The organism is Streptococcus azizii (genome assembly GCF_001984715.1).
Lineage (GTDB): Bacteria > Bacillota > Bacilli > Lactobacillales > Streptococcaceae > Streptococcus > Streptococcus azizii.
In genome coordinates, this window is record NZ_MSPR01000001.1 from 15067 (window position 1) to 28016 (window position 12950).

The 12950-nt window shown below is 43.7% G+C and carries 11 protein-coding genes; 2 read left to right on the top strand and 9 right to left on the bottom strand.

The features are described 5' to 3' along the window. Positions 1–77: 77 nt before the first annotated feature. The 3 genes from BVE84_RS00075 to BVE84_RS00085 form a co-directional block, all read right to left on the bottom strand. Positions 78–1256 carry a glycosyltransferase family 4 protein gene (locus BVE84_RS00075; RefSeq protein WP_076995060.1) on the bottom strand — a complete coding sequence of 393 codons (1179 nt, stop codon included), beginning with the start codon at positions 1254–1256 and terminating at the stop codon, positions 78–80. After that, complete coding sequence (gene mecA / locus BVE84_RS00080; protein ID WP_076995061.1) at positions 1253–1978, bottom strand: adaptor protein MecA; 726 nt, start codon at positions 1976–1978, stop codon at positions 1253–1255. The genes BVE84_RS00075 and mecA overlap by 4 nt, the downstream gene beginning before the upstream one ends. A 263-nt stretch (positions 1979–2241) precedes the next feature. Further along, positions 2242–3081: an undecaprenyl-diphosphate phosphatase gene (locus BVE84_RS00085; protein ID WP_076995062.1), complete on the bottom strand. Its 840-nt coding sequence runs from the start codon at positions 3079–3081 to the stop codon at positions 2242–2244. Between the two features lie 126 nt (positions 3082–3207). Here BVE84_RS00085 and BVE84_RS00090 point away from each other — a divergent pair, with 126 nt between their 5' ends. Next, a complete protein-coding gene (locus BVE84_RS00090; protein ID WP_076995063.1) occupies positions 3208–4773 on the top strand; it encodes an ABC transporter substrate-binding protein/permease in 1566 nt (521 codons plus the stop codon). After that, positions 4766–5518 carry an amino acid ABC transporter ATP-binding protein gene (locus BVE84_RS00095; protein ID WP_076995064.1) on the top strand — a complete coding sequence of 251 codons (753 nt, stop codon included), beginning with the start codon at positions 4766–4768 and terminating at the stop codon, positions 5516–5518. The genes BVE84_RS00090 and BVE84_RS00095 overlap by 8 nt, the downstream gene beginning before the upstream one ends. Positions 5519–5616: 98 nt before the next feature. Here BVE84_RS00095 and BVE84_RS00100 read toward each other — a convergent pair whose 3' ends face one another. The 6 genes from BVE84_RS00100 to BVE84_RS00125 form a co-directional block, all read right to left on the bottom strand. Beyond that, a complete protein-coding gene (locus BVE84_RS00100) occupies positions 5617–5826 on the bottom strand; it encodes a capsule biosynthesis transcriptional regulator (protein ID WP_075098784.1) in 210 nt (69 codons plus the stop codon). A gap of 84 nt (positions 5827–5910) precedes the next feature. After that, a complete protein-coding gene (locus BVE84_RS00105; RefSeq protein ID WP_076995065.1) occupies positions 5911–6807 on the bottom strand; it encodes an SPFH domain-containing protein in 897 nt (298 codons plus the stop codon). 91 nt (positions 6808–6898) lie between these two features. Next, complete coding sequence (gene ilvA / locus BVE84_RS00110) at positions 6899–8149, bottom strand: threonine ammonia-lyase IlvA (protein ID WP_076995066.1); 1251 nt, start codon at positions 8147–8149, stop codon at positions 6899–6901. Between the two features lie 772 nt (positions 8150–8921). Continuing rightward, positions 8922–9944, bottom strand: a complete 1023-nt coding sequence (gene ilvC, locus BVE84_RS00115) for a ketol-acid reductoisomerase (RefSeq protein WP_076995067.1) — start codon at positions 9942–9944, stop codon at positions 8922–8924. A gap of 27 nt (positions 9945–9971) precedes the next feature. After that, positions 9972–10448: an acetolactate synthase small subunit gene (gene ilvN / locus BVE84_RS00120; protein ID WP_076995068.1), complete on the bottom strand. Its 477-nt coding sequence runs from the start codon at positions 10446–10448 to the stop codon at positions 9972–9974. After that, positions 10441–12135, bottom strand: coding sequence for an acetolactate synthase large subunit (locus BVE84_RS00125; RefSeq protein WP_370592823.1), 1695 nt, complete (start codon positions 12133–12135; stop codon positions 10441–10443). Before BVE84_RS00125 ends, ilvN begins: the two co-directional genes overlap by 8 nt. Positions 12136–12950 lie beyond the last annotated feature (815 nt).

Consider the following 12950-nt stretch of genomic DNA (forward strand, 5'->3'; position numbering starts at 1 on the left):
GATATAGCAAAGAGTATTCCCTTATGTATTATACCAAAAAAGAACCATTTAGGCTCTTTCTTTGTTTCAAAACACAATTATTCTCGTTTCTTCTGCTGTTTAGCCCTCTTCGTCCGTCTTTTGGCCAAATACTCCTGTCGGGCATCGCTATTACCTATGAATCGCAAAAGGTTTAAAATCGGGGTTCTATTTTCCCCAAAAATCCCTATCAGCTCGCTGAGAATCTCTACCCCGAATAAGAGAGCAATCATCAAGAGGACTCCCCCCAAGCGACTGGAAACATTTAAGAGCAGAGAAATGAGAGAGAAGATAAAGGAAATCGCATAGATGACCAAGACCGTTCCTCGGTGGGTTAAACCAAGCGACAGCAGGCGATGATGCAAGTGCATGCGGTCTGCCTCATAAATTTTTTGTCCAGACAGGGTCCTGCGAATAATCGCCACTAGAGTATCGGTAATCGGTACCCCTAAAATAATCATTGGTGTCACCACAGCCACTGCCGTGGAATTTTTCAACCCCTGAAGGGACAACACTCCAATCATAAAGCCGATAAATAAGGCTCCCGTGTCACCTAAATAGATGATGGCAGGGTGATAGTTATAGGGAAGAAAGCCGATAATCGCAGCGACCAGAACAAAGACTGTCAAGGTTAAATAGAGATTGCTGTTGTGAAGAAAAAAATAGGACACAATCCCCATGGTCGTGAGGGAAATAATAGACACCCCCGACACGAGACCATCGAGACCATCTATTAGATTCACTGCATTGGTAATCGCTACAATCCACAGAATGGTCAAGAAAAAAGAAAGCCAGGCCGGAAAGTGCAGCATGGGACCACCGAAGGGAATCTTGAAATTATCGAAGCGAAATTCAGTAAAAACCCAAATGATGGTTGCCGCAAGAAGCATCCCTACCATCTTAGGCATTGGACGTAGTTCCTTAATATCATCGATCAAACCAGTAAAGACAATGATGCTACTTGCAATCACCAACGGCAAGCTATACTCAAAATAGGTACCCTTAGGAGAAATATGAGTCACTACAACGGGTAGCAAGCACATGGTTGCTAAAAAGAAAGCCACAAAAATCGCTAAACCACCAGCTGTCGGCATCGGAACTGTATTGATGCGCCGCTCATTGGGCTTATCTACTGCTCCAATTCTAAAGGATAAAAATCGAATCAAGGGGGTCGAAATAACCGAAATCACCATCGTCAGTACGATGACAATGATGTATTGTAAGGCAAAGGGAATCATACCAAACTCACCTTCCCAAGCTCATCTACCGCTCCAACTGGCAACAAGAGAACGCCGTGTTCCTGAAGGACGGCTCGCGAGATAGAAGTATCATCTGCGTGCTCTAGCATCCGTGACAAGATATAATCCGGATAAGCTGTCGAGCGGTTTTCAATATTGATGAGGACCGTCATATAATACCGATCATTCATCTTGTAGAGTTCTGATTCTTCAACGGTAAAATCAATCGACGAGACAAATTGGACAACTTCTTGCAGATTGGCAAAATCCAGAATATAGTAAATATACCTACGATCTTCTATATCGTCCTCTTCAACTTCTTCTTGCTCCGCCTGTTCCAAATATTGGACAGCCTTACCATCTCCAAGGCTCTTTTCTCGAATATTTTTTTCCAGCGTTTTTAGAAATTCATCTGGTGACATTTGTGAGAAATCTTCCAAGTCTGCAATATCTGCAAAATCATCAAAGTTTAACTGTTGATCAATCTCTGATTTGGTGACAAAAATGTCAACCTTATCTGGTTTTGGTGTCACCCGAAAACTCAACATGCCACTTTCGCGGAAGGTCATTGGCAAGTCCAATTCATCTAGGACCGTATAGAAAAACTCTTCGGTCTTTTCCTGTGGTACTAGAAAATCAGCGATTTCCATTCCCCGCTCCTCTAAATCTTCCATTTTTATCGTGATTTTCAAGGTTGAATCACTAATTTGTTTCATCTTCATTTCGCTACCTCATACTTTCATACTCTTTCAAAATCAACAAGATGCTTGGTCAAAGGCCTCGGTTTTCTTGCCGATTCAGGCGCCGATGTTATAGAGTATTCCGTTCCTTTTCAACGAATTCTTTTAGAATCCATATCTCATTCATTATACAAAAAAACAGGCTCTTTTACAAAAGAAAAGAGATGAGCGCAGTGGTACTAAAGCCCCTTTGAGGAGACTAGGCGCAAACGAATAGGCTGGAATCCGTTTCCAGCCTTGATTTTTCAAAGAATCAGTGTTCCTAGATAATAAAGAACCAAAAGTGTCCCTAATACAATGCGATACTTTCCAAAGAAGGTGAAATCGTGCTTTTTCACATAATCGGTCAAGAACCGGATGACCAGCATCGAAACACCAAAAGCAGTCACCATCGCAAGGAGCAACAACCACCACTGACTGGCTGTCACACTCAAACCTTTGGCGAGAAGTTTGACCACTTTCAACAAACTAGCTCCAAACATAATCGGTATCCCTAAGAAGAAGGTGAATTCTGTTGCTACCTCACGACTGGTTCCAAGGAGAATCCCGCCTAAAATCGTTGCTCCTGAACGACTGGTTCCAGGAATCAGAGCCAGAACTTGAAACAATCCGATGAAGAAGGCCGTTTGATAAGGCATTTTACTCAAAGAGACCACTTGTGGTTGACGGTTTTTCTGCCATTTTTCAACATAGATAAAAGCCAAACCATAGATCACTAACATCAGCGCCACAACCATAAAGTTATAGAGATGATCGTCCAACCAATCATCGAACAAGAGGCCCAAAACAGCTGCTGGTAAGGCTGCAATCACGACTTTTGCCCACAACTGCCAAGTCAGTCGGACATCTCGGCTTGATTTTCCCGGCTGGAAGGGATTGAGGCGGTCAAAATATAGGACCATCACCGCTAAGATAGCACCTAGCTGAATCACGACATTAAACATCGATGTAAAATCAGCACTTACATCCTTGAAGGCAACGAATTCCTGTACTAAAATCAAATGCCCTGTACTGGATATGGGCAACCACTCCGTTATTCCCTCTACAATGCCAAAGAATATCGCTTTTATCATCTCAACAAACATAGCTTCCTCCTTATTCACTCCACTCCATTATACCATAAACCAACGGGAAACTATAGCTTTTTCAATTAGTTTGCAATCTGTCAGAATTTTTTATACAATATAACTACTTTTAAAGAAGGAGAGACTATGAAAAAACGATTGTTGATACTACTTGCCCTTCTCTTTGCTGCCTCTTATGTCAGCACTGGAGTGCAAGCCGATGAATACCTACGTGTCGGAATGGAGGCCGCCTACGCTCCCTTTAACTGGACACAGGAAACAGATGAAAACGGAGCCGTTCCAATCGAAGGAACCAACCAATTTGCTAACGGTTATGATGTCCAAATTGCAAAAAAAATCGCCGAAAAAATGGGCAAGGAAGTACTGGTCGTCAAGACCAAGTGGGAGGGACTGGTCCCCGCCCTAACCTCTGGCAAGATTGATATGATTATCGCAGGAATGAGTCCAACAGAAGAGCGAAAAAAAGAAATTGCCTTTTCTTCTAGCTACTACACATCCATTCCAACGCTGGTCGTACGAGCGGATAGCCAGTGGACCAAGGCTGGTAGCATACAAGACTTCGCAGGCGCAAAAATCACTGCCCAGCAAGGAGTCTATCTCTATGATTTGATCGACCAGATTAAAGGCGTCGATAAACAGACAGCTATGGGGGACTTCTCCCAGATTCGTCAAGCTCTTGAAGCTGGCGTCATCGATGCCTATGTCTCAGAACGTCCCGAAGCTCGTACCGCTCAAGCAGCCAACTCTAATTTTCACATGGTGGAGTTGACAAGTGGTTTTGACACCAACACAGAAGATGTGGCAATCGCTGTCGGTATGCGTAAAGACGATGCCCGCATTGCAAACGTCAACCAAGTCTTAGACACCCTTACAGAAAAAGACCAGCTGGCGCTCATGGATAAGATGATTGAACAGCAGCCAGTAGAAACGACCACAGAGACAACAAAACCTGCCTTCCCTGTTCAAGTATGGAATATCTTAGTCAATAACTGGTCACAGCTCCTACGTGGAACAGGCATGACCTTGCTCATTTCAATCCTTGGAACAATCATCGGAACGGCCATCGGCCTACTCATCGGTGTCTTTCGCACTGCTCCAAGGGCTGCCAACAATGGAGTGGCTTACCTCCAAAAAGCGCTTGCCATTCTCATCAATGTCTATATTGAAATCTTTCGAGGGACACCGATGATTGTTCAATCTATGGTCATCTATTATGGAACAGCTCAAGCCTTTGGCTTGGACTTGGACCGGACCTTGGCTGCGATCGTCATCGTGTCCATCAATACAGGAGCCTATATGAGTGAAATCGTCCGTGGAGGAATTTTTGCCGTCGATAAAGGGCAATTTGAAGCCGCAACAGCTCTTGGTTTTACCCATCGTCAGACGATGAGAAAGGTGGTCTTACCACAGGTTATTCGCAATATCCTACCTGCTACAGGTAATGAATTTGTAATCAATATTAAAGATACGTCTGTTTTAAACGTTATCTCGGTAGTCGAGCTATACTTTTCTGGAAATACCGTCGCAACTCAGACCTACCAGTATTTCCAAACCTTTACTGTCATTGCTATCATCTACTTTATCCTGACCTTTACGGTTACTCGTATCTTACGAATCATTGAAAAACACCTTGATACCGATACCTATACAACTGGTGCAAACCAAATACAAACGGAGGTCCTTCATGACTGATACCATTTTAGAAATCAACCATCTGAAAAAATCTTTTGGTCAGCATCTAGTCCTAAAAGATATTTCTATGACGGTAAAAAAAGGAGAAGTAATCTCCATTATCGGCTCTTCTGGCTCTGGAAAATCAACCTTCTTACGCTCCATTAACCTCCTAGAAATACCGAGTGAGGGAGAAATCCTCTATCACGGCGAAAATGTGTTAGCCAAAGGCTATGATTTGATACGATACCGCGAAAAATTAGGCATGGTTTTCCAGTCCTTCAACCTTTTTAATAACTTAAATGTGTTAGAAAATGCCATCGTTGCTCAGACGACTGTCTTAAAACGCAGCCGCGCCGAAGCAGAGCAAATCGCTAAAGAAAATCTCAATAAGGTCGGCATGACCGAACAATACTGGGGCGCCAAACCAAGCCAGCTGTCGGGAGGGCAAAAACAACGGGTCGCCATCGCCCGCGCCCTCTCTGTCAATCCAGAAGTGATTCTCTTTGATGAGCCAACCTCTGCCCTTGACCCTGAAATGGTCAGCGAGGTCTTAAAAACCATGCAGACCCTTGCCAAATCCGGATTGACCATGATTATCGTTACCCATGAAATGGAATTTGCCCGCGATGTTTCAGACCGTGTCATCTTTATGGACAAGGGGCTGATTGCCGAAGAAGGCAACCCTCAACAAATCTTTGAAAATCCACAAGAAGCAAGGACCAAGGAATTCTTGCAGCGCTTCCTCGGAAATACTCTTTTATAATAGGTAGACAAAAGCACCAGCTAGAAACTAGCCGGTGCTTTTTTAAGAGTAAAATAAGAGTAAAAGAGGAGATAAGTCCCCTCTTTTCACGCTCTACATTAGTTTTCAAATTTCTTATGATTTTTATCATAAAAATCAATAAGTCCCAAAGCGGTAGCAAACGAAATGTTGTCAATTTTTGCACGACCTTGTGCAAGAGCAATAACTGACATCTCACGTGCATTTGTCTCTTTACTGATACGATAACCTGTGATTTTTTTATCACGTACCCAACCGACAACCGCGGCCACTTTTTCATAACTAGTCATGAGAAACCCCTTTCTTTTTATTCGTTCAATTCAGTTTATTATATCCTTCGTCACTTGTCAAGTAAAATGTGCAATAAATTACTATTATTTACCTTTTAGAGCAGATAATATCTGTGTGCGGATATCTTCCATTCCTTCTGGACTCGCTGGTAAGAAAATAGTGCTATTGCCTGTATGTGAAAAGTTATTCAAGGTATCTAAATATTGGTTCGTCAAAAGAATGGACATAATTTGCTCCTCTGTCAAACCAATGTCTGATTCTTTTAATTCCTTAATGGAATCAGCCAATCCATCCACAATAGCTTTTCGCTGTTGGGCAATCCCCACACCATGCAGACGATCTTTTTCAGCCTCTGCTTCGGCAGCTGTCACAATCTTAATCTTATCTGCTTCTGCCAGTTCTTGAGCTGCAGCACGTTTCCGTTGGGCTGCATTGATCTCATTCATAGACTGCTTGACTTCTGCATCAGGCTCTACCTTAGTAATCAACGTTTTCACGATAATATAGCCGTAGGTAGACATTTCTTCTGCCACTTGTTTTTGCACTTCAAGGGCAATTTCATCTTTTTTCTCAAAGAGTTCATCAAGAGTCAATTTGGGAACAGATGAACGAAGAGCATCTTCAATATACGACTTAATCTGTGCTTCTGGACGCATGAGCTTGTAGTAGGCGTCTGTGACATTGTGTTCGTTGACCCGATATTGAGTAGCCACGTTCATGGTCACAAATACATTGTCTTGGGTCTTGGTTTCGACTACAATCTCACTTTGCAGGAGACGTAATTGAATCCGAGCCGCGATGTGGTCAATGCCAAACGGAAGCCTTAGATGAATCCCACTCGTGCTTAGTTTCTGGTATTTACCGAACCGTTCAATGATCACAACCGATTGTTGACGAACAACATAGAGCGAACTCAGGGCAAGTACCAAAACTAGCAAGAGGACTAGGACAAATATAATACTGAGTATACTAACAACCATGAGGTATCCCTCCTTTCTTTAATAAATATTATACTCTTTTATTTAAGAAATAACAAGCAAAATGTTGTGGTATTTTAAGATAATGTACCGCTTACACCAATAAACTATAGAGCGTTTCATTTCCCCGTAAATTGATAAAGGAAGGATCAAACTTTTCCATCCGCTCAATCAACCCAGCATAATCATGCTTATCTCCTAGAGCCACTCCGATTAAGACCGGTCCTGTTCCTTTACTCGCTCGTTTGATGTACTCAAAACGGGTGATATCATCGTTTGGTCCCAAAATATCCGTTACGAACTCTCGTAAGGCGCCAGGGCGTTGCGGGAAATTCACGACAAAGTAGTGCTTGATACCATCATAAATGAGAGCACGCTCTTCCATTTCTGGCATGCGGTTGATGTCATTATTTCCTCCAGAAATAATACAGCAGACCGTCTTTCCTTTGATATAGGCACTCAATACTTCAAGAGCTGCTATACTGGCTGCACCTGCTGGTTCTGCTACAATCCCTTGCTTGGAATAAAGGTCAATCAAGGTTTCCGAAATCAAGCCCTCATCGACACCAATGAGATTTTCTACGTGCTGCCTCGTTGCCTCGTAGGTCAGTTGTCCTACTTTTTGCACCGCAATACCATCTGCAAATTTATCAATATCCTTTAACTGGACAGGACCTCCTGCTTCAAAGGCGGCTTTCATGCTCCTAGCACCTGCTGCCTCCACGCCAATCACTTCAATAGCAGGATTTTTCTCCTTGATATAGGTTGCAACCCCTGCAATGAGACCGCCCCCGCCGACTGGCACTAGAATAGTGTCAAAGTCAATGGATTCACGCTCTGCCGCTTCCATGATCTCGTAGGCAACTGTTCCTTGACCTGCCTGAACACGGATGTCATCAAAAGGGGCAATAAAGGTCCGGTTTTCTCGCTCAGTAAAGTCTTGGGCAGCTTTAGCAGAAGCATCAAAGGTATCTCCCACCAGTTTGATATCAACCATATCACCACCAAAAAAGCGAACCTGCCCAATTTTTTGCTGCGGTGTAGTAATCGGCATAAAGATTGTCGCAGGAATTTTTAGCTCCTGACAGGTAAGGGCTACACCTTGGGCGTGATTACCGGCACTAGCACAGACAACACCACGTTTGCGCTCTTCCTCATTTAACTGCGAGATGGCATAATAGGCACCTCGAATCTTGAATGAGCGCACACGCTGTGCATTTTCTTTTTTGAGATAAATCTTAGCCCCATACTTTTCTGACAGATAACGGTCATAATCAAGCGGTGTATGCACTACTACATCCTTTAATACCTTATGGGCGTGGACGATGTCCCTGGCTGTTAACATAACTTCTCCTTTTTACACAAACTGGTCTTTAAAACTGTATTCCTAGTTCATCCTGTCTATTTAACATGAAGACTATTTTCCTCATGACACATCCTTCTTTTTTCAGCGTATAGCCAATATCTTTCAAGAACTCTCTCGTGGACTGAAAAGCCTCTCACTTATGTTTCTCATCAAACATCACCTTTTTATAGTCATTTAGTTTATACCTAAAGGTAGCCACAGCTGTAATTGACTAAATCTGAAACAGCTGCGTCTCTTCTATTCCTTCGACGAGTGAAAAGCTCCAGTGGAGGTTTTCAGCCTACCACCTTTCATCAAAAAGTGGTCGTTAGAAACTCCGTTTCCCTATTTCCAACCTTGCCCACTTCGCTCTCCAATTTCTAGGCTCAGGCTGAAACAGTTCACCGAACTTCTGTGGTCACTTTCTAGTTTCTGGGTGACCAGCTGAAACAGTTCCCCGAACTGTTTCACTCTCCCAGACTAGTGGAGCAAGTACTAAAAGGAAACGAAAAGACTATACATCCTTGGCTCACCTTGCTGCATGCCAATTCTGCCCTCCGTTTAGAGGGGCTGACTTTTCTATCCCTATCCTCAACCTCTCACAATTCCCCACTCGTCAAATGTTGAAATGTAGGGAGTACGGATACAGATTCTAACAGGAAAAATAAAGTGAGAAAAATCGCGTCTGTAGCACTAATTTCCCTCACTTCCTCTATATCCTTGTCAGATTTAGAACGAATCGCTTTCCTATCTAATCACTCTTTTCCTCGTATTAGTTATAGATTTTAAAAGCATCATCGTCATTTTTTCCAACAAATGGCATGGCTTTACGCAACTCTGCACCTACCTTTTCAATTTCAAGCTCAGCAGCTGCTTTACGGTATTCTTCCATGCGTGGACGTCCCGCCTTATAATCTTCGACAAAGGCATTGGCAAAGGCGCCAGATTGAATATCAGCAAGAACGGCCTTCATATTTTCCTTGACTTGTTCGGTAATGACACGAGGGCCTGATACATAATCACCAAACTCAGCCGTATTTGAGATAGATTGGCGCATCTTCTTAAAGCCACCTTCATAGATCAAGTCTACGATGAGTTTCATTTCATGAAGCACTTCAAAGTAGGCAAGCTCAGGCGCATAGCCGGCTTCTGTCAAAACTTCAAAGCCTGCTTCCATAAGAGCTGTCAAACCACCGCAGAGAACAGCCTGTTCTCCAAACAAATCTTCTTCTGTCTCTTCTTTAAAGGTTGTCTCAAGAAGTCCAACACGGGCTGAACCGACACCTTTGGCCCAGTCCATAGCGATGTGCTTACCGTTACCAGTCGCATCTTGGTAGACGGCGTAGAGGGCAGGCACACCAAATCCCTCCTCAAAGGTACGACGAACCAAGTGTCCTGGTCCCTTTGGTGCGCACATGAAAACATCCACATTCTCTGGAACCTTAATAAAGCCAAAATGGATGTTGAAGCCGTGGGCAAAGCCAAGCGCATTCCCCGCCTCCAAATGCGGAGCAATGTCTGTCGCATAGAGGTCTGCTTGGATTTCATCTGGTGCAAGAATCATGATAACATCTGCTTGCTTAGCAGCTTCTGCCACTTCAAACGTGTCAAAGCCATCCTCTTGTGCCTTGTCAAATGACTTACCTGCACGGACACCAATGATGACATCATGGCCTGTATCACGCAGGTTTTGGGCGTGAGCGTGTCCCTGTGATCCATACCCGATAACGGCAATTTTTTTTCCGTCAAGTGCTGCTACTGTTACATCTTTTTCATATTGCATTTCTACTGCCATTTTCTTTCTCTCTTTCCTATACTGTTTTTAATCTCTGCTAAATCCTGTAGCTCCTGTACGAGCAATATTTTTGATTCCGTAAGGTTGAATCACTCGAAGAAGAGCATCAATCTTATCTCCGTCACCTGTCATTTGAATGGTAATGGAGTGCGGTGCTACGTCAACAACACTCGCCCGAAATGGTTGGATAATCGCCAAAATTTCAGCTCGCTTCGCTGGCGGGGCTACCATTTTGACCAGGAGAACCTCGCGCTCCAAGTGTGGAATATCCGTAATATCTCGCACACGAACAACATCAATCAAGCGGTTGAGTTGCTTGATAATCTGCTCGACCTCATCCAATGTCTTGACATCAATGATGACCGTCACCCTAGAAATCTCTGCAACCTCGGTCGGACCTACCGAAATCGATTCAATGTTAATCTGTCTCCGTGACAGAACCCCAGTAAAGCGGTTTAAAACCCCTGAGGAATTTCTCAATTTAGCGGTTAGCATTCTACGCATGGAAGGTCACCCCCAACATTTCTGCATTGCTCTTTCCTGCTGGAACCATCGGCTGTACATGTTCTTTTGTCGAAATATGAACTTCGATCAACATCGGCCTATTTTCCTTTATCACTTGCAAATCTTCAACCAGCGTGTCTGGATTGACACAGCTTGTATAGCTGATGCCGTAGGCTTCTGCTAGGAGTCTGAAGTTTGGCTCTGCATCAAATACGGACTGACTACGACGCTCCTCGTAAAAAGACTCCTGCCACTGTCGTACCATACCTAGGGAATGATTATTTAGCAACACCACCTTGATCGGGACACTGTAGCCATTTAAAATAGCCAGCTCCTGATTGGTCATTTGAAAACCACCATCTCCTACAAATAAGACGACCTCACGATTGGGGTTGGCTAATTTAGCACCGATAGCTGCGGGAATCCCAAAGCCCATCGTCCCCATTCCACCAGAAGTAATGAGCTGTCTAGCATGCTTATAAGGATAAAACTGGGCTGCCCACATCTGGTGTTGCCCTACATCCGTTACCACAATCGCATCACCATTTGTCATCTCTCCAATCAGCTCAATCACTTTCTGGGGTTTGATATGTGTTGCGTCTCTATCGTAAGCAAATGGCGCTAGGCGTTTATTCTCAAGGGTTTGAGCAGTCCATTCCTCATAGTTTGTCTCAACAGTTTCCAAGGCCAGCAAGGCTTCAAGGGTCGCCTTGGCATCTCCGACAACTGGAATTTGCGTTTTAACGACCTTACCGATTTCAGCTGGATCGATGTCAATATGCGCAACAGTTGCTTGAAGGGCAAAAGTGCTTGGATTTCCCGTCAGACGGTCATCAAATCGTGCGCCAATGTTGATGATATAATCCGCCTCTGTCAGAGCCATGTTAGAAGCGTAGGACCCATGCATGCCTCCCATTCCTAGCGATAGGTCGTGCTGGACAGGCATGGTCCCCAACCCCAGAAGAGTCGAAACGACTGGAATCCGATAACGTTCAGCAAATGCCACCAATTCCTGGTTGGCATCTGCATAATTGATTCCGCCACCTGCTAGAATGACCGGCTTCTTGGAAAGCGAGAGTTGCTGTAAAATCTTCTTCACCTGCAGGCCGTTGGGAATAACCGTTGGCTGATAGCTCGGCAAATGCACCGTATCGTCATAGTAAAAATCTACTACACTTTCCTGAACATCCTTTGGAACATCAATAACCACTGGACCTGGACGACCTGTTGTTGCAATATGCACCGCTTCTGTAATCACACGAGGAATATCTGCCGCATCCCGTATCTGGTAATTATATTTGGTAATCGGCATGGTAATCCCAATGATGTCCGCCTCCTGAAAGGCATCTTTTCCGATTCCTGGCGTTGCGACCTGACCTGTAAAGACCAGCATCGGTACACTATCGCCCATAGCATCCGCAATCCCTGTAATAGCGTTAGTGGCACCTGGTCCACTGGTTACAAGTGCAACGCCAATTTTTCCTGTTGATTTAGCATACCCTTCTGCTTCATGGGTTGCTCCTTGTTCATGGCGAGCCAGTACATGTTGGATGCCTTTAAAACGGTAGATTTCATCATAGAGAGGCAGGACGGCCCCACCAGGATAACCAAACAGGATGTCAACCCCTAACCGTTTCAAGGTGTCCAGTATTAGATAGGAGCCCGAACGTGCTTCCTCTAACTGCATTCGATTCAACTTTCTTCCTCCTCTCATCAATCATCAACTATTATCTACTATAGTATCATGTTCTTCCTCAAAATACTAGATAAATATTGCCTATACCCGATACACTCAAACTCTGATTAATACTCTTTAAAAATCAAAAGGATACGTCGTCAAGAGTTTCGGTGAATTGAACACGGGCTAAAAGCTCGGAAAAAAGATAGGCAGATGTTTCAGCTTTAGCTGATTACAGATGAGAATCCCTTTAGGGATAGATTTCCTCGTGTTCAACAAACACGTCGTCAATCTCCTATTTTTCAGTCGCTTTTTACACGCCCTTTGTATCTTGTAATTGAACTCGAGCTACAACTCGCTGACAATAAAACTAATCCAGTGGAGTGAAACAGTTCGGTGAACTGTTTCAGCTGGTCACCTAAAAATCAGAAAATGACCATAGAAGTCCGAGCCAAGAAATCGGAAAGCGAGAATAAATACTCCTAGCTTCAAAGGTATAGTATACCTTTGAAGGCGGGAAATAGAAGTTTGCCTTAGCAAACGTCCTTTACTTCTTCGTCGTATTTCCTATTTTGTCTAGGAGTTGTTTTACGCTCTCGTATCTTGACGAGTATTATGTACTATCATATCATATTGGTTGATAAAGTCAATAAAATTTTCAGAAAATTCCCACCTTTCGTCAATCCTTCCTTTTTCTAAAGCAGGGAATTAGGACCTTCGTATCTTCGTATGTGACTCTCTTTTTAAAGCTCCTTTGTATCATAGCGCTTATACTCACCCCCTCAGGCACCTAATCACCTGCTTCTTCACAGTGATGTCTATCA

Bases quoted from the DNA above. Each gene is read 5' to 3' on its own strand.
- BVE84_RS00075 (WP_076995060.1), bottom strand. From the start codon at position 1,256: ATGATTCCCTTTGCCTTACAATACATCATTGTCATCGTACTGACGATG.
- ilvC (WP_076995067.1), bottom strand. From the start codon at position 9,944: ATGGCAGTAGAAATGCAATATGAAAAAGATGTAACAGTAGCAGCACTT.
- BVE84_RS00085 (WP_076995062.1), bottom strand. From the start codon at position 3,081: ATGTTTGTTGAGATGATAAAAGCGATATTCTTTGGCATTGTAGAGGGA.
- BVE84_RS00090 (WP_076995063.1), top strand. From the start codon at position 3,208: ATGAAAAAACGATTGTTGATACTACTTGCCCTTCTCTTTGCTGCCTCT.
- BVE84_RS00125 (WP_370592823.1), bottom strand. From the start codon at position 12,135: ATGCAGTTAGAGGAAGCACGTTCGGGCTCCTATCTAATACTGGACACC.
- BVE84_RS00105 (WP_076995065.1), bottom strand. From the start codon at position 6,807: ATGGTTGTTAGTATACTCAGTATTATATTTGTCCTAGTCCTCTTGCTA.
- ilvA (WP_076995066.1), bottom strand. From the start codon at position 8,149: ATGTTAACAGCCAGGGACATCGTCCACGCCCATAAGGTATTAAAGGAT.
- BVE84_RS00100 (WP_075098784.1), bottom strand. From the start codon at position 5,826: ATGACTAGTTATGAAAAAGTGGCCGCGGTTGTCGGTTGGGTACGTGAT.
- BVE84_RS00095 (WP_076995064.1), top strand. From the start codon at position 4,766: ATGACTGATACCATTTTAGAAATCAACCATCTGAAAAAATCTTTTGGT.
- ilvN (WP_076995068.1), bottom strand. From the start codon at position 10,448: ATGCGTAGAATGCTAACCGCTAAATTGAGAAATTCCTCAGGGGTTTTA.
- mecA (WP_076995061.1), bottom strand. From the start codon at position 1,978: ATGAAGATGAAACAAATTAGTGATTCAACCTTGAAAATCACGATAAAA.